This is a genomic window from Brevibacterium sp. Lmc1 (assembly GCF_057654315.1).
The window spans coordinates 799,710-823,531 of sequence record NZ_CM172803.1 but is presented as its reverse complement, the minus strand read 5'-3'; the positions used below and the strand labels follow the sequence as shown (position 1 = coordinate 823,531).

24 protein-coding genes are annotated in these 23,822 nt (G+C 63.6%); 10 read left to right on the top strand and 14 right to left on the bottom strand.

Annotated features, from left to right (window positions below; all coding sequences use genetic code 11):
• Positions 1 to 159: 159 nt before the first annotated feature.
• Complete coding sequence (locus AC239G_RS03515) at positions 160 to 1,980, bottom strand: flavin-containing monooxygenase (protein WP_139469904.1); 1,821 nt, start codon at positions 1,978 to 1,980, stop codon at positions 160 to 162.
• Positions 1,981 to 2,136: 156 nt separating this feature from the next.
• Between AC239G_RS03515 and AC239G_RS03510 the strand changes: the two genes are divergently transcribed.
• Entirely contained in the window at positions 2,137 to 3,297 is a 1,161-nt protein-coding gene (locus tag AC239G_RS03510) for a GAF domain-containing protein (RefSeq protein WP_248284084.1), read from the top strand.
• A 31-nt stretch (positions 3,298 to 3,328) separates the two neighbouring features.
• Here AC239G_RS03510 and AC239G_RS03505 read toward each other — a convergent pair whose 3' ends face one another.
• From AC239G_RS03505 to AC239G_RS03490, 4 genes are all read right to left on the bottom strand, one after another.
• Positions 3,329 to 3,736, bottom strand: coding sequence for a VOC family protein (locus tag AC239G_RS03505; RefSeq protein WP_482401417.1), 408 nt, complete (start codon positions 3,734 to 3,736; stop codon positions 3,329 to 3,331).
• Positions 3,737 to 3,816: 80 nt separating this feature from the next.
• On the bottom strand, positions 3,817 to 4,668 hold the full coding sequence (locus tag AC239G_RS03500; RefSeq protein WP_139469902.1) for a helix-turn-helix domain-containing protein: 852 nt from the start codon (positions 4,666 to 4,668) through the stop codon (positions 3,817 to 3,819).
• Between the two features lie 115 nt (positions 4,669 to 4,783).
• Positions 4,784 to 6,193 (bottom strand): amidase, encoded by a 1,410-nt coding sequence (locus AC239G_RS03495; protein ID WP_139469901.1) that lies wholly within the window; start codon positions 6,191 to 6,193, stop codon positions 4,784 to 4,786.
• A complete protein-coding gene (locus tag AC239G_RS03490) occupies positions 6,183 to 7,640 on the bottom strand; it encodes a purine-cytosine permease family protein (protein WP_482401416.1) in 1,458 nt (485 codons plus the stop codon). The genes AC239G_RS03495 and AC239G_RS03490 overlap by 11 nt, the downstream gene beginning before the upstream one ends.
• 446 nt (positions 7,641 to 8,086) lie before the next feature.
• Between AC239G_RS03490 and AC239G_RS03485 the strand changes: the two genes are divergently transcribed.
• Positions 8,087 to 8,365, top strand: a complete 279-nt coding sequence (locus AC239G_RS03485) for a hypothetical protein (protein WP_139469899.1) — start codon at positions 8,087 to 8,089, stop codon at positions 8,363 to 8,365.
• Between the two features lie 86 nt (positions 8,366 to 8,451).
• On the opposite strand, the gene AC239G_RS03480 is transcribed toward AC239G_RS03485, so the two are convergent.
• On the bottom strand, positions 8,452 to 9,738 hold the full coding sequence (locus AC239G_RS03480) for an adenylosuccinate synthase (RefSeq protein WP_139469898.1): 1,287 nt from the start codon (positions 9,736 to 9,738) through the stop codon (positions 8,452 to 8,454).
• Between the two features lie 147 nt (positions 9,739 to 9,885).
• Positions 9,886 to 10,425 (bottom strand): DinB family protein, encoded by a 540-nt coding sequence (locus tag AC239G_RS03475; RefSeq protein ID WP_248284081.1) that lies wholly within the window; start codon positions 10,423 to 10,425, stop codon positions 9,886 to 9,888.
• A gap of 204 nt (positions 10,426 to 10,629) precedes the next feature.
• Between AC239G_RS03475 and AC239G_RS03470 the strand changes: the two genes are divergently transcribed.
• Entirely contained in the window at positions 10,630 to 11,910 is a 1,281-nt protein-coding gene (locus AC239G_RS03470) for an aminotransferase-like domain-containing protein (RefSeq protein WP_259358778.1), read from the top strand.
• A gap of 126 nt (positions 11,911 to 12,036) precedes the next feature.
• Here the strand turns inward: AC239G_RS03470 and AC239G_RS03465 are convergent, their stop codons facing one another.
• Positions 12,037 to 12,723 carry a TetR/AcrR family transcriptional regulator gene (locus tag AC239G_RS03465; protein ID WP_172174944.1) on the bottom strand — a complete coding sequence of 229 codons (687 nt, stop codon included), beginning with the start codon at positions 12,721 to 12,723 and terminating at the stop codon, positions 12,037 to 12,039.
• Positions 12,724 to 12,786: 63 nt separating this feature from the next.
• On the opposite strand from AC239G_RS03465, the gene AC239G_RS03460 reads away from it, so the two are divergent.
• From AC239G_RS03460 to crcB, 5 genes are all read left to right on the top strand, one after another.
• Positions 12,787 to 13,542 carry an SDR family oxidoreductase gene (locus tag AC239G_RS03460; RefSeq protein ID WP_487489824.1) on the top strand — a complete coding sequence of 252 codons (756 nt, stop codon included), beginning with the start codon at positions 12,787 to 12,789 and terminating at the stop codon, positions 13,540 to 13,542.
• Positions 13,543 to 13,611: 69 nt separating this feature from the next.
• Positions 13,612 to 13,941, top strand: coding sequence for a nuclear transport factor 2 family protein (locus AC239G_RS03455; RefSeq protein ID WP_487489823.1), 330 nt, complete (start codon positions 13,612 to 13,614; stop codon positions 13,939 to 13,941).
• A gap of 99 nt (positions 13,942 to 14,040) precedes the next feature.
• Positions 14,041 to 14,769, top strand: coding sequence for a universal stress protein (locus tag AC239G_RS03450; RefSeq protein WP_487489822.1), 729 nt, complete (start codon positions 14,041 to 14,043; stop codon positions 14,767 to 14,769).
• Positions 14,766 to 15,200: a fluoride efflux transporter FluC gene (locus AC239G_RS03445; RefSeq protein ID WP_180345682.1), complete on the top strand. Its 435-nt coding sequence runs from the start codon at positions 14,766 to 14,768 to the stop codon at positions 15,198 to 15,200. The genes AC239G_RS03450 and AC239G_RS03445 overlap by 4 nt, the downstream gene beginning before the upstream one ends.
• Entirely contained in the window at positions 15,197 to 15,574 is a 378-nt protein-coding gene (gene crcB / locus AC239G_RS03440) for a fluoride efflux transporter CrcB (RefSeq protein ID WP_487489821.1), read from the top strand. The genes AC239G_RS03445 and crcB overlap by 4 nt, the downstream gene beginning before the upstream one ends.
• A 183-nt stretch (positions 15,575 to 15,757) precedes the next feature.
• Here crcB and AC239G_RS03435 read toward each other — a convergent pair whose 3' ends face one another.
• Entirely contained in the window at positions 15,758 to 16,834 is a 1,077-nt protein-coding gene (locus AC239G_RS03435) for an NADH:flavin oxidoreductase/NADH oxidase (protein ID WP_139469892.1), read from the bottom strand.
• 122 nt (positions 16,835 to 16,956) lie between these two features.
• Between AC239G_RS03435 and AC239G_RS03430 the strand changes: the two genes are divergently transcribed.
• Both AC239G_RS03430 and AC239G_RS03425 read left to right on the top strand, forming a co-directional pair.
• Complete coding sequence (locus AC239G_RS03430; RefSeq protein WP_487489820.1) at positions 16,957 to 17,337, top strand: ArsR/SmtB family transcription factor; 381 nt, start codon at positions 16,957 to 16,959, stop codon at positions 17,335 to 17,337.
• 235 nt (positions 17,338 to 17,572) lie between these two features.
• Positions 17,573 to 18,832, top strand: a complete 1,260-nt coding sequence (locus AC239G_RS03425; RefSeq protein WP_139470450.1) for an IS30 family transposase — start codon at positions 17,573 to 17,575, stop codon at positions 18,830 to 18,832.
• Positions 18,833 to 18,956: 124 nt separating this feature from the next.
• Here AC239G_RS03425 and AC239G_RS03420 read toward each other — a convergent pair whose 3' ends face one another.
• From AC239G_RS03420 to AC239G_RS03400, 5 genes are all read right to left on the bottom strand, one after another.
• Complete coding sequence (locus AC239G_RS03420; protein ID WP_482401404.1) at positions 18,957 to 19,409, bottom strand: MaoC/PaaZ C-terminal domain-containing protein; 453 nt, start codon at positions 19,407 to 19,409, stop codon at positions 18,957 to 18,959.
• Between the two features lie 162 nt (positions 19,410 to 19,571).
• Positions 19,572 to 21,041, bottom strand: coding sequence for an MFS transporter (locus tag AC239G_RS03415; RefSeq protein WP_482401403.1), 1,470 nt, complete (start codon positions 21,039 to 21,041; stop codon positions 19,572 to 19,574).
• Positions 21,042 to 21,144: 103 nt separating this feature from the next.
• Positions 21,145 to 21,606, bottom strand: coding sequence for a DUF3151 domain-containing protein (locus AC239G_RS03410; RefSeq protein ID WP_482401402.1), 462 nt, complete (start codon positions 21,604 to 21,606; stop codon positions 21,145 to 21,147).
• Between the two features lie 89 nt (positions 21,607 to 21,695).
• Complete coding sequence (locus tag AC239G_RS03405) at positions 21,696 to 22,613, bottom strand: hypothetical protein (protein ID WP_482401401.1); 918 nt, start codon at positions 22,611 to 22,613, stop codon at positions 21,696 to 21,698.
• The gene (locus AC239G_RS03400; protein ID WP_482401400.1) at positions 22,610 to 23,689 is read right to left on the bottom strand and encodes a glycosyltransferase family 2 protein; all 1,080 of its coding nucleotides are present in this window, start codon (positions 23,687 to 23,689) and stop codon (positions 22,610 to 22,612) included. Before AC239G_RS03400 ends, AC239G_RS03405 begins: the two co-directional genes overlap by 4 nt.
• Positions 23,690 to 23,822 lie beyond the last annotated feature (133 nt).

The following is a 23,822-nucleotide window of genomic DNA, read 5'->3' as shown; positions in this document are numbered from 1 at the left end:
GCAACTTCTCCTACGATCTGCGCACCTCCCCCGGCAGATGCACTTCCCTACTAGATGCCTTCGGTGGGCGAAATGGTCACGTCCCGAGTAACAGAACGTGACCATTTCGCCCACCTATGAGCATCCACCCGACCTCAAAGAGCCGGATTCACCCCGAGCTCAGCTCAGGTGATGAACCTCCTGCAGCCCATACACCGGAGTCTCGATGCCTTCGTGCCGGGCCTTGAGCTGCAGCGCCAGATACAGCGAGTAGTGCCTGGCCTGGTGCAGATTGCCGCCCATGAACCACAGGTTCTCCTGCTGGGTGGGCTTCCACATATTGCGCTGCTCGCCCTCCCACGGGCCCGGGTCCTTCGTCGTCTCCGACCCCAGTCCCCAGCATTTGCCGACCTTGTCCGCGGTCTCCTGGTCGACGAGGTCCGCGACCCAGCCGTTCATCGAGCCATAGCCGGTGGCGTAGACGACGAGGTCAGCCGGCAGCTCAGTCCCATCGGAAAGGACGACGGCATCCTCGGCGAGGTGGTCGACCTGCCCTTTGGCCAGCTTCACTTTGCCGTCGGCGACGAGCTCGGCGGATCCGACATCGATGTAGTAGCCCGAACCGCGGCGCAGATACTTGAGGAACAGACCAGACTCGTCGTCGCCGAAGTCGAGGTCGAACCCGGCGGCCTCCATGCGCTGGTAGAAGTCCTTATCCGCTTCCTTGATCTGGTCGTAGAGCGGGATCTGGAACTCGTGCATGATCCGGTACGGCAGTGACGCGAAGATGAGATCCGCCTTCTCCGTCGTCACGCCGTTCTCCAGCGCGCGTTCGGAGTACAGGTCGCCCATCGCGATCTCCACGAGCGAATCGCTCTTGACGATGTGCGTACTCGATCGCTGCACCATCGTGACATCGGCGCCGTTCTCGTACAGAGCACCGCAGATGTCGAAGGCGGAGTTGTTGCTGCCGATGACGACGACCTTCTTGCCCGCATAAGCGTCGGGGCCCGGGTGCTGCGAGGAGTGCTGCTGCTCGCCCTTGAAGATGTCCGAGCCCGGGAACGTTGGGATGCTCGGCTTGCCCGACATGCCCGTGGCCATCACCAGATGGGTCGGCCGCAGGGTGACTTTCTCCCCGTTCCGGTCAACCTCGACCGTCCACCGGCCTTCCGCTTCTTCGTATTTCGCCGAGGCAGCTGTGGTCGACGACCAGTACGGAATCTCCATCACCTTCGTGTAGAACTCCAACCAGTCCGCGATCTTGTCCTTCGGTGCGAACACCGGCCAATTGTCTGGGAACTTCAGGTACGGAAGGTGGTCATACCAGACCGGGTCATGCAGGCACAGCGACTTGTACCTCGACCGCCACTGATCACCCGGCCGCTCCCACCGGTCGATGACCAGGGACGGCACCCCGAGTTGGCGGAGGCGAGCGCCGAGGGCGATCCCGCCCTGACCGCCACCGACGACGAGGATGTAGGGGTCGGCGGTCGCGCCCCAGGCGGCGTCCTCCTCGGCGAGCTTCTCCGACCAGCTCTTCCGCTCAGGATCGACGCCGTGCTCGGCACCTTTGACCCGGCGGGTGCCGCGCGGCTCTTCGTGTCCGGTGATCTCCTGCAGCGAGGTGAGCACGGTCCAGGCCTTGATGCCGTCTTCATCGATGAGGCGGACGAGTCCCTTGCCACGCCCCACCGAGGTGGTGAAGGTGAACCATGCTTCCGTCACTCCGTCAGCGGTTGCCGCCGGTTCGCTGAGTTCGAATTCCTCCGGTGAGACCCGGTCGAGATTGTGTGTGAGCAGGTCGGTGACTCCGTCGGGGTTCTCCACTGTTTTGAGATTCCAGGTGAAGGACACGAGGTCCCTCCAATAGCTGTCGGTGGCGAACAGTCCGGCTGCGGCAGGGATGTCCCGGCGGCTGAGCGCCGATTCGAAGTCCTGCAGCCACCTCATCGCGATGTCGTCGGCGGTCAGCTGGGGACGGTCGAGCGTCGTTGTCATGTCACTCCTCCTCATTGAGTTCAGTGACTCCAAACTAGGCCGGGCACTCCCAGCTCGGAAGAGTTGCATCGGATTGCATGGCCCACGCCGTGCCGGGATTCTCACCGACGCCTCGCCCTCATGGCCAGGGGTACGTTCCCGACTTATACTCAAGGCATGCTTCAGCCGGATCTGGCGCATCTCGCCAGAGATCTGACACGCATTCACGATGCTGTGATCACCGGGGCTTCGCCGCCGGTGCAACCGCGCGCGCTGGTCAGGCGCTCGTGGGATCGGATGCTGCGCTTGGGGCTGGACCCGGATGGCGCGAATGCGCGGATCGTCGCCGATGAGGCTGAGCTGGAGACTCGACGCCGGAAGTCGCAGTTGCGACTGGTCGTCGATGAGATGCGCTCAGTGCTGTTGCGGGCTCCCGACGCCGCGCCGTTCATCCTCGTCGTCACGGATGCCGATGGAGTCATTCTGTGGCGAGATGGTGCGGCTTCCGCCAGACGGCAAGCCGATGAGCTCGGATTCGTCGAGGGAGCGCATTGGTCCGAAGCCAAGGTCGGCACCAACGCCATCGGCACGGCTCTGACCGAGGAGGCACCCGTCCAGCTCTTCTCCGCCGAACATTTTGAGGCCTCTCAGCACCCTTGGTACTGCAGCGCCGTGCCCGTCCACGACCCGCATGTCGGGACCCTCTTAGGAGTTGTCGACATCAGCGGCCCGGCGATGACTCTTCATCCTGCGGTGCAGTCGTTGGTGACGACGGCGGTGCGTCTGGCCGAGGCTCGGCTGATGATCGCTCAGCAGGAAGCGCTGAACACACTCCGCGATCGGATGTCGGCGATGCTCGCCGGCACGTCCGGTCCGGCCCTCGTCGTCGATGATGCAGGATGGGTGGCGTATCAGCAGGGAGTGCGCAGCCGCGACCGCATCGAGGTGCCGGCCGCCGACCGTTCGATCCTCATCCCCGGTGCCGGTCTGTGCCTGCCGGAGAAGATCACCGGTGGATGGCTGCTGCGGCCCACCGGCGATCGTCGAGCTTCTGTGACTCTGCGGACGAAGCAAGATCCGCCCGTTCTGGATATCCATTCCGGCACCGAACCTCTGGTCGTTCCGCTCACGCCACGGAGGGCGCAGATTCTGGCGGCGGTCACCTCGGCGGGGCTGGCCGGGATCAGTGCCGCCGACCTCAGCCAGCGCCTCTACGGGGACGGTGACCACGTGGTCACCGTCCGCGCAGAGGTCTCGCGTCTGCGCCGATCGGTCGGAGCCCTGCTCGCCACCCGCCCCTATCGGTGGGCCGACGGCGTCGACGCGCGGGTGGAATGACTCTCTGAACGGCGTGAACCGGGCACAGCCGTCACCTGTCCGCCCCACGGTAGCTCCCGACCGACCACAGCACACCCTCGGGGTCTTGGATGGCGAAGTCGAGCGACCCGTAGTCCTGTTCGGTCAGTCCCATGACCTCGATGGCACCGGCGGCGATCGCACGCGCGTGGAGTTCGCGAACGTTGCCGGAGGCCAGATACACCGACCCCGAGGCGACTCCGGTCTTCGTCATGACCCCGCCATCATCGCGGACGGACCCGAGCATCACTCCCCCACCCTCGGGCCAGGCCAGTTCGGCGTGATCGACGCGGTTCGGATCGTCAACGTTCGTGTACTCGGCGACGATGTCGAATCCGAGCGCATCCTGGAGAAATGCGATCGCGGCTCTGGCATCGCGGTAGCGGAAAGTGGGCCAGACGTTGGCATGGTTCTCGGACATGGTCACTCCTCAGTTTGTCGCAGATGGAACTCCATCGTCGCGGAGCACCTCCCTCCACGTCTTGGACAAATGGGAACAGTTCATCCCATCGCCGAGGCGACCCCCGCCGAATCTGTTCCCACCGTCCGTGACCGGGCCACGTCATCGGCGGCCAGCCACTGGCTCGGGCTGAGACCGACGAAATCCCGGAAGTCCCGGTTGAGGTGGGCTTGATCGGCATAACCGCAGCTCACAGCGATCTCCGCCAAACTGCCCCGACCGGCGGGGATGAGTCGCCGCGCTCGATCGAAGCGGACGATTCGTGCGGCATCCTTCGGCCCGATCCCGTATTCGGACCGGAACTGACTGCCCAGATGGCGTCGGCTCCATCCGACGTCGTCGGCGATGAGGGAGACGGGCAGCCCGCCATGACTGTCAGTGATCCGATGCCAGGCGGCGGTCACCTCGGCGCGGGGACGATTCGCATCATCGATCGTGCGCATGAGCACGTCGTCGACGGCGGCGAAGCGGGCTGGCCATTCGGTCTCGAGGTTGACCCGCTCGTGCAGTTCCGCGGCCAGCGGCCGGGAGATCCGAGCGACGTCGACGCTGTGGTGGGCGAACTCGGCGGCGGGGATTCCGAAGAACGCGCGCGGAGCCGACGGATTGAAGTTGATCTGGATTCCGGACATCGTGCCCGGGTGAGCGATGAGCGTCGAGCGCAGGTGGAGGCCGGCGAGCAGCACATCGAAATGCTCGCGACTGCCGGTGACCGAATCGACTTGGCACAGTGGTTCGTCGATCGAGACGATGAAGGTCAGCGTTCCCGAGGGCAGCCCGAGATGCGTCCCCGCGGGGACGCCCGAGATGTCATAGCCGGCGTAATCGCCCACGAACGATCGCAGTCTCGGGTGAGGCCGGCGGATCAGCTCGTCAGTGCGCGACGCGGACATGGCGCCAGTGTAGACCCGCAAGTGCAGGCAAAATAGATACAACTACATATGACCAGGCGGAGGAGACCAGCAAAGTCGCGTGGCCTCCTCCGCAGTGCTCAATCGGCATTGCTACTTAGAGGCCTTTTCCGACCTCAGGGTGCTTCCGGTGAAAATCGGTCACCTGCTGGAACGCATCGGCGATTCTCACCAGCTTCTTTTCGCTCAAAGCACCGCCGACTAATTGTCCAGCCACAGGAAGTCCTTCGGCCTCAGTAAAGCCGGTCGGGAACGTAATAGTCGGCATCTGACTCATTGTGAACGGAACGGTGTAGCGATGCACCTCAGCCAGCTGGTCGGCCCCCATCTTCATCATCTCTGCGGCCGGAGGCGCCTCATAGGGCAGCCCTGGGATCAGCATGGCGTCGACAGTGGAAAGCACATGCGCGACATTGCCTTTGAAATCGTCGCGCCTCCTAAGCACCTCTTGATATTCAACTGCTGTGACGTTCCGCCCAATCTGGATCACCTCGGCGAGTGCGTCCCCGTACTGGTCGAGATGGGAGTCAAACCATCCGCCATGCGCACGAGCAGTCTGGACTCCGCAGACGGTAAACCAGTCTTCGTTGATCTCCTCGGGATCTGGAAAGCTGATTGGAACGATCAATGCACCTAATGCTTCGAAAGTGTCGATGGCAGACAGCAGGCTGCGATGAACACTGGGAGACACGTCGGTGAGCGCCCATGAATAGTCGACGCCGATCCTCAATCCACTCAGATCCCGGCTGGCATGGAGACCGAAGTCGTCCACGGGTACTGATAACGAAGTCGGATCCTTTGGGTCGAATCCGGCGATAGCTTCCAGCATTAGTCCCGCATCACGTGCCGATCGTGCCATCGGTCCAACGTGGTCGAGGGTGGCCGCAAGTTCAAAGACGCCATAGCGGCTGCAGCGGCCCCAGGTGGGTTTCAGGCCCGTCACGCCATTTGCCGAAGATGGCATGCGGATCGACCCGCCAGTGTCTGACCCCAAAGTAGCAATGGCCAGTCCTCCTGCAGTTGAGGATCCGCTACCGCTCGAGGAGACCCCAACCCACCGGTCAAGCCCCCAGGGATTGCGTGGAGGTTCGAAAGGCAGCGTATGTTCGCCATACACACCCTCAGTGGTGTGAACACGACCGAGGATGACCGCGCCCGCTTCCCTAAGACGGTCCACCACGGTTGCAGTGACCGGCGCGGTGAGACCTTGCCGACTCGGCATCCCGATCTCGAATGGGTGTCCCGCGTCTCCGTAGATATCTTTGACCGCTACGGGCACTCCATGCAACGGCCCTCTCCATCTGCCGTCCGCGTAGTCGCGATCCAACTGATCAGCTTCAACTCGGGCAGAATCGGAATTGATCGATGAGTAGGCGCCGAGGATTGGGTCTACTTCGCTGATGCGGGTGAACATGTGTTCAACAACTTCTCGCGAAGAGAGTTCGCGCCGAGCAATCCGGCTCGAGATTCCTTCGATAGACTCGAAATGCAGCTGGTCAGTTGGCATTGGTTTCTCCTTCTAGAACCTGGTCACTACTGCGTGAGGTCTTCGGGGAATAGAATCTGCCCCTAGTCAGAGCGGTCAATAGAACGTGGGTGATGGGTCCTGAAATCATTGCAATGAATGACGCGTAATAGATCGGGTAGAGGCCAGCGAGTCCACAGGCTCCTAGAGCCACAGCAATCGCCATTGCAATCATCCCGCAAGGATTCCAATCCCGGATGACACGCTCGTCGTACTCAATCTTTTCCGCAGGTGCCAGCTTGAGGCCCTTTCGGCAGATGAAATAGTCCGACAGGAGTATAAAGATCCACGTATTGGTCATGATCCCGGTAACAGCCAAGAAGGTGTCGGTGTACTGAAGGACGTTGACCGGGTAGAGGACGATGCCAAGAGCCAGCAGACCGACCATCCACCAATTCCGCCGAATCGGCTTCTTCGCAAAAGCGTCCCAAGTGTTCGAGAACGCTAGGGAGCCAGAGTAGAGGTTCATGACGTTAATTCTGATCTGAGTGATGATAGCGAAAATCACGCCAAGTAGACCCATAATGAGGGCGAATACGAAACCTGGGTCCGTCGAGTAAAGCACCGGGTCACCTTCTGTGATGCTCGGGTAGATGGTGAACGCAAGGAAGGAACCAAGCACCAGCACTACCGCGATCATCATCATTTCTCCGAACATGATCCCGGCAGTGCCTTTGTAGCCGATCTGCGGTCGCGAAAACCTTCCATAGTCGGTCGCAAGTAGGGCTTGGAAGACGATTTGCCCGTTCACAAGCGAGAAGGCCTGCCACATGACGGTCGGGTCATTGGGCGTCAGGGATTCCCACTGGCCGGGGCCGACCAGTGCGTGCCCCTGGGAGAGCATGAAAATGCCGACAGCAAACAGAATCAGAAAGATCGGCATCCCAAATCTCTGAAGAATGTTCATGGAATGCATTCCTCGCCAAGCGAAGAACAACGCAGCAGCTCCGACTAAAGCAAATATTACGCTAGCGGTAACCGAGTTCTGTCCCACACCGAAGTATTGACTCAATGCATGAGAAACGATGCTTCCCTCAAAAATGAAGTAGAAGATGTAGTTAATTCCGTAGATGAACGAGGCTACGGCAGAACCTTTCGCTCCGAACCCGAGACCTCGAGTCAGAAGCACAAGGCTCAGACCTTCCCTGGACGCAATTCTCATGATCAGCGATCCGAGGACAGTCGATACGACCACCAGGTATCCGATCGGAATGAGCATCAGGGGCCAGCCAACCAGGAACCCGATTTGCCCACCGAGAGTAAACCAGAACATTGCAGTGACGTTTCCGGTCAATATCAGCAGGATTGCAAAGGCAGGCCACCTTTGCGATCGGGGAACCCTTTCCGTTGCGTAACTTTCCATCTGGTCATCCAGCGACGTTGCTGGACTCCTAAAGGCATCTTTGAGCGCCAATTGGACCTCTTTCATAGAAGGTACCTGTCAGCCTCACATCACCACATTCTTCCCACAAGAGAAACAAAAGAATATCTCGCTTTCCAAGACTGCATTTTTACACACCAATTGTGCGCCGGCTTACATTACTGATGAGTAGACCACTCCAAGTCTTCTCGGACTGTCGAGCAGTTTACAATTCGAGTACCATCTCAATTCGATGGTCCACAGGGACACATGACACATTTCTTGGCAGAGCCACCATGATCGCCCAACTGAGGGCATTCTCGTCGTCTTCGGCCCTCAAACTCGACACGTGCCTGGCGAGAATCGGTGGCGTGCTCCGTTATTGGCCCCACTTCTGCACGTCTGCCCAAGGGGTCGCAAGTCAGGTCTATGCTGAAGAGCAGGAATGGACGCAGTCGATTGGGCCGCGCCGTCGGATGAACCGAACCGCGTGGGCCGAGCAGTGGGAGGTCGAAATGGCTGGCGAGAAGATCGACGTCGAGATGCAGGACACGGGCGAATTCCTGGCCCGAATCCACACGGCGACGGGAACCGACGAGATCGTTCTGATGTTCGACGATGCCGAAGACGTCTCCGACGGGGTCTTGGACAACGACGAGGCCACCGTCCGCGCGACCGTGGAATTCCTCCTCAGCCATCAGCCCTCCGGGGACTTGCCGGACCGGATCGACCTCGTCGACATCGCCGCCGCCTACGACGGTGCCATCGAGTCCATCCGAAAACTGCGGGGCTAGCCGCCCGCATCACTGTGCAGACAGCGAAGGGCGGGGCCGACATGGTCTGTCAGCCCCGCCCTCAACTGTTCAGTTCTGTTGAGACCTCAGTCCAGGAGGTCGTGACGCACGATCGACTGTTCGCGATCGGGGCCGACGCCGATGACCGACATCCGGCAACCCGAGAGCTCCTCGAGTGCGAGCACGTACTTCTGCGCGTTCTCCGGCAGGTCGTCGAAGGTCCGAGCCTTCGTGATGTCCTCGGTCCAGCCGTCGAAGTACTCGAAGATCGGCTTCGCATGGTGGAACTCGGTCTGCGACACCGGCATCTCGTCCTGGCGCTGCCCGTCGACGTCGTAGGCGACACAGACCGGGATCCGGTCGATGCCGGTGAGCACGTCGAGCTTGGTCAGCACATAGTCGGTGAAGCCGTTGGTGCGCGCGGCGTAGCGGGCGATGACCGCGTCGTACCAGCCGCAGCGGCGCGGACGGCCGGTATTGACACCGAATTCTCCACCGGCCTTCTGCAGGTATTCGCCCATCTCATCGAAGAGTTCGGTCGGGAACGGTCCGGCGCCCACACGAGTGGTGTACGCCTTGACGATGCCGACGACGCGGTTGATTCGGGTCGGGCCGATGCCGGTGCCCACACAGGATCCGCCGGCGGTCGGGTTCGACGAGGTGACGAAGGGGTACGTGCCGTGGTCGACGTCGAGCATGGTCGCCTGACCACCCTCCATGACGACGACCTCACCGCGGTCGAGTGCCTCGTTGAGCATGAGCTCGGTCTCGGCGACGTAGGGGCGCAGGCGTTCGATGAAGGGTTCGAAGTATTCGACGATCTCTTCGACCGACACGGCACGACGGTTGTAGACCTTGACGAGCAGTTCGTTCTTCTGCCGCAGCGACCCTTCGATCTTCTGACGCAGGATGGACTCGTCGAAGACGTCCTGGACGCGGATGCCCAGGCGACCGATCTTGTCCATATAGGCCGGTCCGATGCCGCGGCCGGTGGTGCCGATGGCCCGCTTGCCGAGGAACCGCTCGGTCACCTTGTCCAGCGTCTGGTGGTACGGAGCCACGAGGTGGGCATTCGCCGAGATCCGCAGCTTCGACGTGTCCGCGCCACGGGACTCGAGGGCATCGATCTCCTCGAAGAGCGCCTCGAGGTTGACGACGACGCCGTTGCCGATGACCGGGGTGACATTCGGCGAGAGGATGCCCGCCGGCAGAAGCTTGAGTTCGTACTTCTCCCCTCCGACGACAACCGTGTGGCCGGCGTTGTTCCCACCATTGGGCTTGACCACGTAGTCGACGCTGGTGCCGAGGATATCGGTGGTCTTACCTTTACCTTCGTCGCCCCACTGAGCGCCGACGACAACGATTGCTGGCATGAGAGTGCTTCACCTCGAAGTGAAAAGGGGATGTCATTACTCCCCAAGTCTACTGGGTCACACCGACACAGCCGCCATCGGGAGCGTCAGATCGCCGAGGCGGCTCCGCCGTCACGCACCACCCCGACTCGCCGAGGAGGCCCTTCCCTAGCGCGCGACACCGGACCATCCGCCGCGTCTCCCCCGTTCGGCGAGGATCTGCTCGCGGAGGATGTCCGCGTGCCCGCAATGTTGGGCGAGCTCCCGCAGGACATGGAGAAGCACCCATCGCAGCGGCATCGGCCCGGCCCGATGACCGGTGAGCACGGAATCGAGGTCCATCCCCTCGATCGCCGAATGCGAGCGCTCCACGGCGGCCTGGTAGTCAGCCGAGACGCTGGCGATCGTGTCCGAGGAGTCTAGGAGGAAGGAGTCTTTTGAGTCGTGAGGCAGCCCGTAGTCGACCCGGCTCCGACCGGTGACTGCTTCACCGAACCAGACTGTTTCGACGAACACCGCATGTTTGAGCAGAGACAGCAGGCGGGTTCTGCTCGGTACCAGGGATCGCCTCGCTTCGTCTTCGCTCAGGTCGTCGAGGGTCCCGAGCAGATGCTGTCGGTGTTCGTCGATGAACGCTGTGAACTGTGCGGCCAGGTCGGCCTCTCGCATGGCGAAAGTGCTGTTGGCGTCGACTCCGTTGCCTGTCATGTCCCCACTGTAGAGCCGCCTCGGCGAGGGAGGACCGACCTGATCGACGACTCGCCCGAAATCGCAGGGGATCAGCATCCTTGTCCGCCACGTCCCCCACCCCTATGCTGAAGTGACCCACGTACACCGTCGTTCGGGCAGGAGCCTTGGCATTGTCGCCGGAGCCGTCGACTTCAGGGCATCACCGCTCAGAGGAGGTCGCTCATGTCCACCACGTCAATGCATCCGGCCACGAGTGCTTCGCAGAACCAGCCCGAGAACCAATCGCAGTCCCCCGCGCTGCCCTACGCCCGCCGCCGCGATCAGCTCGTCGGATCCGTCATCGATGCCTCCACCACGGTGCTCGCCCAATATCACCATGACATCGTCAAGTTCGGCATGGGTGCGCCGGCACCGGACATGCTCCCGGCCGCGGACTTCGCCCGCATCGCCTCGGACGTCTTCTCCCCGGAGAACTTCACCTACGGGGAGACGAAGGGCGAGCCCATCCTCATCGAAGCCCTCCACGACTACCTCGCCGCCACCGAACAGATCCCGCCCGAACAGCAGGGGAACCGCGACCGTCTCCTCATCACCTCCGGCGGCATGCAGGGACTCGATCTCGGGTTCAAACTCTTCGTCACCCCCGGTGACCTCGTCGCCTGTGAGTCGCCGACCTATACGAACGGTTCGGCGACGGCCATGAGCTACGAGGCGGAGATCCTCGAGATCCCCGTCGACGAAGAAGGCATGCAGATCGACGTCCTCGAGGAGCGCACACAGCGCACCGGGCGCGCCCCGAAGGTCATCTACACCGTCCCGACCTTCCAGAACCCCGCTGGCGTGACCATGTCGCTGCCGCGTCGCGAGCGCCTCCTCGAGTTCGCCCACCGCCACCGGTCGGTCATCATCGAGGACAACCCGTACGGAATGCTGCGCTTCGAAGGTCAGTCCCTGCCCGCGCTGAGCGACCTCAGCCCGAACGATCCCCTCATCTTCGGGGTGCGCACGTTCTCGAAATTCGTCGCCCCGGGTCTGCGAGTCGGCTGGATCGACGTCGATCCCGAGGTCCGCGAGCTCGCTGTCAACGCCAAACAGACGATGGACTCCTGCGCCCCCGTCCCCAACCAGCACCTCATCGCCCGGTGGCTGGCCGAAGGCGGCGCCGACTCGCACGTCGAGGTCCTGCGCAAGGCCTACCGCGAGCGGAAGATTGCGATGTCGGAAGGGCTGGAGAGGCTCTTCCCCGGAGAGATCCGAGCCACCGATCCCGACGGCGGATTCTTCCTGTGGGTGACCTTCGAGGACGAATCCATCAACACCGAAGACCTCATGACCACCGCACTCGAGGAAGGTGTGGCCTACATTCCCGGTCCTGCGTTCTCGCCGGCCGGGAACTTCTCGAACGCGCTGCGCCTGTGCTTCGCCTCGGCGGCTCCAGACCGCATCGACGACGGCCTGCAGCGCCTCCGCCGCGCCGTCGACCGCTACCGCGCAGAGCGCTGATCACCAGGACGACACCTTCGCCGAGGCGGCTCCGACCTCGCCCGACCACGACGTCCGAGCGCTCCCGAACCGACGACCCCGCCTCGGCCGAACAGGCGGGCGCGGCCGCCTGTTCGGCGACCGTTTTCAGACCTCGCCGAGGCGGCCGATCCATTGGATGAGGAGCTGAGTCTCCGTTTCGCCCAGGATGTCCGGATTCGCCGCAGCACGTTCGATGACAGCATGACCCAGACGACCGTCGCCCGGTTCGCTCTGTCCGGTTCCGGTGATGGCGGCGAGGACGCCTTCACGGACGCCTGCCGAAAGTTCGGGATCGTTTTTGCCTTGAATGATCAGTCGCAGGGTGACGCCGATATTCGTGGCGAGCACATGAGCGGCCGCCTGCTCGTGGCCGACGACGAGCCGTCCGTCCTGTTCCGCTTTGAGCGTCAGACCGCGCAGAATCTCGCTCGGCTTCGACTGCGCCTCGGGTGAATAGCCGGGTCTGACCTTGCCGTACATGAGGGTGTAGAAACCCGGATTCTCCAGGCCGAAGGCGACGTGAGCATCCCAGCCCAGACGCAGATCCTGAATCGGGTCGCCACTGGATTCGGTCGAGGATTTGGCCGACAGATACATGTCGAAGCCACGCTCCACGACGGCCTCGACCAGTCCCTGCTTGTTGCCGAAGAAATGGTACAGAGTGGGCATCTTGACCCCCGCCGCGTCGCAGACCGCGCGCAGAGAGAAGTCCTCTCCGGGCGTCGCGGCAATGAGGTCGGCGGCCGCTTCGAGCAGGCGGGTCCGTGTATCCGTTCCCTCAACTTCTGTCATATCGCTATATTATAGTGTACCGTCGATATAGTCCGATGTAACAACGATACGGAGGTTGAGACCATGACTGAACAGACTCTGCAAGGCAAGACCATCCTCATCGCAGGAGGCGGGAAGAACCTCGGCGGACTCATCGCTCGACAGGCCGCCGCAGCCGGAGCCGATATCGCCATCCACTACAACTCGGAATCAACGCGCCCGGAGGCCGAAGAGACACTCGCGGCCGTCGAGGCCAGCGGATCGAAGGGCGTTCTGCTCACCGGAGATCTCACCAAGCCCGCCAACGTCGAGAGGCTCTTCGACGATGCCGTCTCCGCGCTGGGGTCCATCGATATCGCGGTGAACACGACTGGCAAGGTTCTGCGCAAGCCCTTTGCGGAGACCACCGAAGACGAGTACGACGCGATGTTCGACATCAACGCGAAGGCCGCGTACTTCTTCATCAAGGAAGCAGGCAGACACCTTGCCGACAATGGGAAGATCGTCACCATCGTCACCGCCCTGCTCGCCGCGTTCACCGACGGCTACTCGACCTACGCCGGCGGCAAGAGTCCGGTCGAGCACTTCACCCGAGCCGCGGCGAAGGAGTATGCCGACCGCGGCATCTCCGTCACCGCCATCGCGCCCGGGCCCATGGACACTCCCTTCTTCTACGGTCAGGAGACCCCGGAACGAGTGGAGTTCCACAAATCGCAGGGCATGGGCAACCGTCTGACCCGAATCGAAGACATCGCACCGATCGTGCGATTCCTCGCCACGGAAGGCAGCTGGATCACCGGCCAGACGATCTTCGCCAACGGCGGCTACACCACTCGCTGAGGCGGACACGACACTTCCGTCCCCTGAGCACCCATCCAACAACCATCTCTCGAAACCACAGGAGCACACATGTCAGATCTGCAGATTCCCGAACCCGTCGCCGGCTTCATCGACACCGTCAACGCTCACGATGACCAGGGTTTCCTCGACGCATTCACCTCTGACGGAGTCGTGGATGACTGGGGCCGAGAGTTCCAGGGCCGAGAGGCCATCAAGGCGTGGAGCGACAAGGAGTTCATCGGCGCAGCCGGCATCCTCACGCCAGAGGAGGTCACCGTCGACGGAAACGACGTCATCGTCGTCGGCGATTGGCGTTCGACGCATGCCAACGGTCGATCATCATTCGCCTTCATCATCGACGGCGACAAACTGAGCCGGATGACGATCCGCGAAGGCTGAGGCTCGGCGAGCGCTGATACCCCAGCGGGGGCCGTCGGATGCCGGCCATCTTCGGATGCCGGCCGTCCGACGGCCCTTTCGCTGCGGTCCTGTGGCACAATGTTGGTGTCGCGACTGCGCGGCACGGCGGTGGGGCTCGCCGTACCCAACCTCGGAGGCGGAACCTCGGTGTTCGCCTTCGACAACAGTCCCTACCTCGACCGGCTTCAGCATGCCCGAAAGGTAGGAGAGACCATGACCGCCAGCCCCGATCCGATAGACGACGGGCCGCCACGCACCCGCATCATCCTCGGCGTCGTCCCCGATCAGCCCGCCGAGGTGATCGCCGCCGCCGCGGACTACGCCGCCCACTTCGACGCCGAGCTCGTCTGCGCCCACGTCGACGACTCCCGCTACACCGTTGAGACTCGTCCCGACGGCTCCGTGCTCTCGATGCCCATCGATCCGGACACCACCGACGAGGCAGCCACCGAGTTCGACCCCGAACTCCAGGACCGCATCGCTGCCGCCCTGGAAGGCACGAATGTCGCCTGGTCGACTCGCGCACTGGCCGGGTCACCGGCACAGGAACTCGACCGGCTCGCCGAGGCGCTCGATGCCCGCATGATCACCCTCGGCGTTCGTCGCGCAGGTGTTCTCGGCTCACTGCATGAGTTCTTCAACGGCTCGGTCGCGATCCAGCTGTCAAGGCGCCAGCATCGCCCTCTCGTCGTCGTTCCGCTGGCGACAGGCACCGACGACATGGGCAACCCCGAATCCCCTGCGACGTCGCCGACCCCTGGCGCTTCCCCCGCTGCCGAGACTCAAGCCGGCGAGGGCGAGCAGTGACCCGGCCGGTCCACCTGCGCCTGTCCTATCTGGGGCTCGCGTTCATCGGCGGCGTACTCGGAACCGCGGCACGCGAGGCGATCAGTCTGAGCCTGCCGCCCCTCGGCGATGTGCCGTGGGCAATCCTCACGGTCAACATCCTCGGGGCGTTCATGCTCGGCCTGCTGCTGGATTCCCTGGCGCGCAGCGGTCCCGATGAAGGGTGGCGTCGCCGAACACGGATCCTGGTCGGCACCGGTTTCATGGGCGGGTTCACCACGTACAGCGCGCTGGCCGCGGATACCGCTGGTCTCCTCGGCGCGGATCCGGGCGGTGCGAGCAGCCCCGGCATCGGTCTTGCCTACGCGGTGGGCACGGTACTCATCGGCGGTCTCGCCACGTTCGCCGGCATCGCCACGGCGACGACGCTGCGTCGAGGAGGTGCCCGATGACCCCGCTGGTCTTCATCGCCCTTGCCGCCGCCGGCGGACTCGGCGCCTCATCACGAATGCTGATCGACGGACTCATCAAGTCCCGCATGAGCACGGCCCTGCCGTGGGGAACGATCATCATCAATGTCTCGGGATCACTCGTGCTCGGCCTGCTGACCGGACTGGCCGGAGCGAACCTGCTTCCGGAAGCCTGGCACCTGGTGCTCGGCACGGGATTCCTCGGCGGCTATACGACGTTTTCGACGGCGAGCTTCGAGACTGTTCGGCTTCTCCAGGAACGTCGCTGGGTCGCCGGCCTGGTCAACGGGATTGGCACCCTCGTCTTCGCCACGGCGGCCGCGGCGATCGGAATGTGGCTCGGCGGCCTGGCTTAGCTGCGACCGACCGTTCTGGGCTCAGCCACATCTCCACACGCTCACCCTCGGCGAGACGCTGTCCGCACAGACGCCGAACGGCCCATTTGAAGGTGAAGAGCCCATATTCAAATCTGAGCTTTTCACCTTCAACTGGGCCGTCAGCGTATGAGCATTGAGCCGCTCCAGCGACTCTGCCTCAACTCACTTATACGCGCGGTGGTACTGGGCCGGGCGGTAGTCGATGTCGAAGCGCAGTGCGTCGGCGGCGCGCAGCGCGAAGTTCGGATCGCGGAGGTACTCACGGCCCACGAGGATCGCATCGGCCTGGCCGGTGGCCAGAATGTGCTCGCCCTGGAACGGTTCGCTGATGAGGCCGACGGCCGCGGTCGGCAGCCCCGATCCCTGCCGCACGCCGGCGGCCAGGGTCGTCTGGTAGCCGGGACCGACGGGAATCGACGCCATCACATTGCCGCCGGAGGAGACGTCGATGAGGTCGACACCATGTTCCTTGAGCCATCCGGCGACCTCCACTGTGTCGTCGAGCGTGAGCCCACCGTCGGTCCAGTCCGTCGCGGACAGGCGCACGAACACGGGAACGTCTTCGCCCACCTCGGTGCGGGTGGCATCGACGATGTCGAGCAGCAGTCGGGCCCGGTTCTTCAAGGTTCCGCCGTAGGAGTCGGTGCGCGTATTGCTCAGGGGCGACAGGAACTCATGGAGGAGGTAACCGTGTGCGGCGTGGATCTCGACGAAGTCGAACCCGGCCTCGATCGCCCGGCGAGCCGAGGACCGGAAGGCCGCGACCACCTCGGCGATCTCCGTTTCGGTCAGTGCTCGCGGTTCGGCGAGGCCGTCGAAGGCCAGTGCGGACGGAGCCACGGTCTGCCAACCGCCTTCGTCGACGGGCAGGCTGCCGTCGCGGTCGGTTCCCCACTCCGGATAGGTCGAGGCCTTACGGCCGGCGTGGGCGAGCTGGATGCCGGCGGCCGCGCCCTGGGTGTGGAGGAAGTCGACGATGGGGACGAAGGCGTCGCGCTGTTCGTCGTTCCACAGCCCCAGATCCTTGGCCGAGATGCGCGCCTCCGGAGCGACTCCGGTGGCTTCGACGATGACGGCGCCGGCTCCGCCGCGGGCCATCGCACCGTAGTGGACGGTGTGCCAAGGAGCGGGGACCCCGTCAAGAGTCTCGACGGAGTACTGGCACATGGGCGGAACCCAGATCCGGTTGCGGAAGGTCAGGCCGCGCAGTGTGAGCGGTTCGAACAGCAGATGAGACATGAAACCTCGTGATCTCGTCGAAAGTAGTCGATTGGAAGTATGAGATTCTTCGTACTTCGAGTTCGCACTTTACTACGATGAATTTCGTACTACCAAATATTTCGTACAATGAGGAGTACGACATGAGATCGACGCGATGGCGAGATGGGAGGATCCAGATGCGCACACTCGACCACCCCAGCAGGGACGAGATGAGACTCGACACCGTCCTGGCTGCCCTCGCCGACCCGGTCCGCCGCACCGTCGCCTGCAAACTCAACGACGCTTTCGGCGATCATGCGTGTGCGACCTTCGAGCTGCCGGTGTCGAAGTCCACGGCGACCTACCACTTCCGCACACTGCGCGAAGCGGGGGTGATCCGCCAGGAATATGAGGGCACGAAGATCATGAATACCCTGCGCAAGGACGATCTCGACGCCCGTTTCCCCGGCCTCCTCGACGCCGTGTTCGCCGCCCAGGACATCGAACGCGCCGAGGCGACCGCCCCCGAATCTCGCGACTGACCCGGCCGCTCCACCTCCAAGCCCGAATTCGCCGATTCGCTTCTGCGCGGACCCTCGTCGAGACGAGCGATCAGGCGCCTCTCCCCGCACGAACAAGCCCCCTCTCCCCCGCTGACGAAAGTTAAGTGGGGCCAGATTGCCCGCTGCTTACGGGCGGTTTCTAGGTTCTAGTGCAACACCCGGTCTGACCAGCACTATCAGACCGGGTGTTTCCACTGAACGAAGGAACACCCCCATGACCACGCACTACAGACGTCCACGGCTGCCCTTCCACGTCCTCGACGAACTCTTCTGGCTCCTCCTCGAAGGCAGACCACGATCAGCGATCGCTGACCACCTCGGCATCAACCTCAACACCGTCACCCGGTGGGCGCGGCGACTCGGCCTGCCCAAAGGCAGGACCGGCAGAATACTGTCCATGCCGACCACCATCGTTGCTGCCCCGGCACCACCACGACCACCTGCCTACCGCCACCTGACGATCGCCGACCGAATGACGATCCAGGCTGGCCTGCAATCAGATCCGCCATTGTCGATGAGAACCATCGCGACTCAACTCGGTGTTGCTCCGTCAACCGTGTCCCGAGAGATCCGCCGCAACCGACTCATCCAATACGACAGAATCAGCCCACACCCGGTCTACAGTGCCGCCGGCGCCCACGGCCGCACCTATGCCCGACAGGCACGCAAGAAACACCGTCGCACACGTCTCGAGGATCCGTGGCTGCGGGCTCACGTGATCAACGGGCTCAACGACAAGTGCTCGCCCGAACAGGTCGCCGGTAGGCTTCGGCGTGACTACCCTGACCGGAAGGACCTGCACGTGAGCCACGAAACGGTCTACCAAGCTCTCTACGTCCAAGGACGCGGATCCCTGCGTCACGAGCTGGCCGTGGTCAAAGCCCTCCGATCGGGACAGACGGGAAGGAAGCCACAGTCGAAGCTGCCGCGTCGGTCCAACCGTCCCTGGCTCGATGGTGCCTTGTTGACCGACCGTCCCTCACAAGCTGCCGACCGCACTGTTCCTGGCCACTGGGAGGGTGATCTCGTCGTCGATTCCCACGCCGGTGGCCTGGTGACCGTCTTCGAACGCCGGTCCCGGTTCTCCTTGATCCGGAAACTGCCGAACAACCGCGAATCGGTCACCGTCACCGGACTAGTCCAGGACATGATCGCTTCCCTGCCGGAAGCGTTGTTCTCGACTCTCACGTGGGACCAGGGTCAGGAGATGGCTGAGCATCTGCGGATCACTGTCGCCACCGATTGCCAGGTGTACTTCTGCGACCCGCACTCACCCTGGCAACGACCGACGAATGAGAACTCCAACGGTCTCGTTCGGGACTACTACCCGAAGGGCACGGTCTTCGATGAGTCGGTTACTGACGAGGAGATCCAGGCGATGCAGGATCAGCTCAACCGCAGGCCGCGGAAGGTCCTCGGGTTCGCGACCCCGGCCGAGGTCCTGGCTGATCTGTTGCATGAGCAGGTAGCCTGAGACCAGCCCACTGTTGCACTAGAACACTGAGCCCACCTCGAGCAGACGAGCAATCTGGCCCCACTTAAGTCGCAATCGGGACGACCGTTGACCTCAACGCGCAGCAGCGGTCGGAACCTGGAACTCAGCCGGGCCGCACCGACACCAGCATCGTAAGCGTGCCCGCCTGAACCACCTCGTCGTTCTGATTGAGCACCTCGACGCGGAAATCGACGATGCCGTCGGACGGGGCGGATTTCGACAGTCGCCGGTCGGTGATCTCGTAGCGCATATGGACCGTCTCACCGAAGAACACGGGAGCGCTGAAGCGCCAGTCCTTGACGCCGAGGAACGCGGCGATCGATTCGTCGAACTCGCCGCTGCGGGTGAGCATGAGTCCGATCGCGTAGGTCAACCCGACCATTCCGTGAGCGATGCGCTGGCCGAACCGGCTCTTCGCCGCGACGGGTTCGTTCGTGTGCAGCGGGTGGAAGTCCCCGGTCAGCTGAGCGAAGGAGACGACGTCGGATTCGGTGATCGTCCTCGCCGGGCTCGTCCACCCGTGCCCGATGGTCAGGTCCTCATAGAAGAGAGTCATTCTGCGCCTCCTTGCGCTCGTTCTTTCAGTTCCATCATCGGATTTCGCAGAGGCGGCTGTAAAGTTCGGTGCACGCATCTCGAGGAAGGCGGCAATCCCTTCGCCCGATTCCTCACCGGCGACAGCCGGGCCTGCCCCGATCGCAGGCGCGGGATGCGGGGCTCAGCTCCTGACCGGCTGCCCCTCCTGCCGGGCCTTGGCCCGACCGCGAGCAAGATCGACCAGTCCGATGATTCCGGCGAAGACGATGACGAGCGCAATGAACCCGAAGCCCGCGACGATGGCGGCGCCGTAGCCGGCCACCGGCTGGACGACGAAGAACACGGCGGTGACGATTGCGATGCCGATGGCCGTGCCCACCCGCTGCCCGGTCTGCATCACACCGCCCGAGCTGCCCGCATACTCGACGGGCACCTCAGCCAGAGTGAGCGTCTGATTCGGGCTGATCGCCATGCCCTGCCCGAGGCCGGTGACCCCGAGTGTGAGGAGCAGCCACCAGATGCTGATCCCCCAGGCCTCATGCGCCAACACGAGGAGCGCCGAGGCGACGACCCCGGTCAGACCGATTGCGACCCCGAGGACGACCATCTTCCGGCCGAAGGTGAGCACGACACGGCCGGCCGCCTGTGCTGCGATCGCCGAGAGCAGCGCCGAGGGCAGACCGACGAGGCCCGCATGGAGGGCGGGGAATCCGAGACCGTTCTGCAAATAGAGCGCGACGATGACCCAGATGCCGGGCATACCGACGAAATACATGGACGTCAGCGACGCCCCGTACGCGAAGCTGCGTGTCCGGAACAGCTGCATGTCGACCATCGGTGATCCGCCTCGGCGGGAGTATCGGTTCTCCCACCGCACCCACAGCCAGACGACGGCGACGCCGACCGGGACGAGGGCGTAGATCCAAGCACCTGCGCTGCGCTCGAGGAAGGGCAGCATGACCAGCAACGTGCCCACGCCGAGCAGAACGAGCCCAACCGGGTCGAAGTCGGCGCGGCGTCGGCCGTGCGAGTCGGAATCGGTGCCGGCGCCGACCCAGGCGCTCCTCGGGAGCCAGAACCGGCCGAGGATGATTGCGGCCAGGGCGATCGGCACGTTGATGAGGAACGCCGAACGCCATCCCCACTCGTCGCCGAGAACAGCGATGAGTCCACCGCCGAGCACGGGGCCGATGCCCACGGAGACACCGACGATCGTGCCGAACATCCCGAAGGCGCGACCGCGCACCTGGCCGTGGAAGTACTGTTGGAGCATCCCCACCCCCTGGGGGCTGAGCAGGCCGGAGCCGAGACCCATGACGACACGGGCGATGTTGAGCACGAGCGGGTCCGGGGACAGTCCCGAGATGAGGGAACCGAGGGCGAAGACACCGACGCCGATGACGAAGAGCCGACCACGGCCGAAGAGGTCACCGGCTCGGCCGGCGGCCACGAGCAGCACGCCGAACGCGAGCGTATACCCCGAGAGCACCCACTGGATCGCCGAATTCGAGGCGCCGATCGAGCGCTGCATGTCGGGGAGGATGACATTGACGATCGAGACGCTCAGCAGCGACATGAACATCGGGACGAGCATCACCGCCAGGATCTTGCGCTGCTCTGCCGTCATGACCGTCTCGGAAACATTACCCATTCATATAGTTCTACGCCGCCCTGGCGACAAGCACAATCGGCCTCCGTGGTGCGTTTGCTCACGCGCCACGAAGGCCGATATGTCCGAAAAAGCTGCGGCGGGCCTACTCCCCGCGGCCGATGGCTTCCACGGCCTTCGGGTCGGACGAGTGCAGGAACTCCTCGATGCGCGTGGCCTCTTCGCCTTCGCCGATCGCTCCGGCGGCACGGCCGAGCGCGTAGAGCGCACGGAGGAATCCGCGGTTGACCTCATGCGAATACGGGATCGGTCCCGCGCCGCGCCAACCGGCAGCGCGCAGGGCGTCGAGTCCGCGGTGGTAACCGACGCGGGCATAGGCATAGGCGTCGACGAGGCGGCCTTCCTGGTGCGCTTCATCCGCGAGTTCTGCCCAGGCCAGGGACGAGGCCGGCAGTGCGGCCGCGACATCGATTGGCTCTTCACCTGCGTCGATGCGTTTGCGAGCGTCGACGTCCGGGTGGTCATCGGGCAGGTAGGTCGGCTGCGGGCCGAGCTGGCTGGCATCCAGATTGCCGATGTGTGACGGGTTGCCGATGGGCTGAGTCATTGCGTCTCCTTCGTAGTCGGGGTCGTAGTCAACATTTTCTCGCCGAGGCGGCTGTCCGCCCCAGCGTCACGTTCAGTTCGGGGCCGCAGTCAGTTCTTCTTCACTTCGGACGGCAGCACCGTGTACGGGTTCGCACTCAGTGCTCCGGTGACCCCGGCGTCGGCGAGCTTCTCGAGCTGCTTCTTGTCCTTGACATCGGTGGCCCAGACGGCCAGATCCGTTTCGGCCCAGGTCGACGCATCATCGGCGCGAACCGCCATTGCCGTGTACCCGCCGGAATCGAGGTCCTCAGCCGAGCTCACCGTGTAGTCCCCGGTGAACATGGCGCCGACTCCCGCATCGGCGGCGGCCCGGGCCACCTCGGGGTCATCGGTGCGCACGAGCGTCGAGTCCTCGAGCTCCGCCTCGGTGATGGTCTTCAATGCCGGGGTTGCCACCTCGGCGGAGTCGATGGCGGGCATGAAAACGGTGTCCCCGCCGAACTCGTCGACGATCTGGTCCCAGGTCATGGGATCGCCGGCACTCGTGTTCTTGCGGGCCGGTTTGATGGTCTGGTCGAGGAATTCGTGTGCGTCGAGCTCGTCGAGGCCCTTCTTCAGGCCCATGTCCTCGGCGGCGGTCTCCGGGTTCGCGGCCACGATCGTGCCGTCGCCCAGAGCGGTGAGTGTGGGCGCGGGCAGGTAGCCGAACTTCACGTTCTCGGTGAAGGCGAGCTTCGAGTTCGCCGGGTACACCGACGATCCACCGTCGAGGGCGCCCACGGCCGGTGGGTTGAGCGAATCGACGGTCAGCTGGTCCTTGGAGCCGAAGATGTTCATCGCGAACACACCCGCGACGAGGAGGACGACGATGGCGCCGGCCCACAGGGGTGCGTTGAATTTCTTCGGCTCGGGACGATCGGGCACGGGAATCCGCTCGCGGGATTCGGGATCGACGCTCGGCAGCGGATCATTGGTGCCGCGGCCGTAGCGGTCCCGGTGGGCCCGGCTCGGTTTCTTCTTGCTCATCGGCTGCTGTCCTTCGTCGTTCCGGCTCCGGTGACGAGTCCCCGGAGGAACCCGGCGCCCCAGCACAGGTGCATGGTCGGCAGGACGATACCGAACCAGAATCGCTCGCGTCGTCCGCAGTCCTTCGCCGCCGAGGCGGTGGCCAGGATTCCGGCGATGTAGCCGAAGCTGGGGACGTGGATGAGGGAGGTGAAGCGGCGGAGGAACTTCGGCCACCGCTTCGTCGATCCGGACAGTTGGAGCAGGGTCTCGATCACGGCCGCGCCCATGCCGAGCACGAGCAGCGGAGGGGCGAAGTAGCGGATGGAGTTCTGCGACCCGTAGCGGCGGATGAGTTCGGCCCGCCAGATTCCGGTGGCCCAGAACTGCTGCGCGATCTTCGACCAGGTGCCGCGCGGCCAGTACGTGACTTCCATGTCCGGGTTGAACCAGATGCGGCCGCCGGCGGAGCGGATGCGCAGGTTGAGTTCCCAGTCCTGACCGCGTTTGATGCCTTCGTCGAATCCGCCGAGGTGGTCGAACACTTCCCGACGGTAGACGCCGAGGTAGGCCGATTCGGCTTCCTGCGCCTCGTCGCCGGAGTGGTAGGCGGGACCGCCGAGGCCGACCGGGGACATGTATGCCCGTGCCACGGCCTTCTGGAAGGAGGTCTTGCCGCGGGCGAGCATGAGTCCGCCGCAGTTCGCGGCCTTCGTCTCGCGCAGAGTGTCGATCGCCTGTCTGGTGTAGTCGGCGCCGAGTCCGGAGTGCGCGTCGACGCGGATGATCACCGGGTGTCGGGTCGCGGCGATCGCGAGGTTGAGTCCGATCGGAGTCGCGGCCTGCGGATTGTCGACAGTCTGGATCCGCGGATCATGCGCAGCCATCGATGCGATGATGGCGTTCGTATCGTCGGTCGAGGGGCCGAGGGCGAGGACGATCTCCTTGTCCCCGTCGTACTCCTGAGCGAGAATCGTGGTGATCGCCTGCTCAATGTGTTCGGCCTCGTTGAGGACCGGCATGATGAAGGAGACACCGGGCTTCTCGTTAAGCGGCGGAAGGCCCTCCGGGGTCAGGATCTCAAGTACTTTCGACACGCCCTCAATCTTCCCACACCCGTGAATGCTCGGCCTTGAGGGGGCGTACAGGTGGGCTCTGTCGAGCTGAGACTTCCTCGTCGCATTCGACCGCACATCCCGACTTCAGGTCACCATCGGACACCAGCACTCG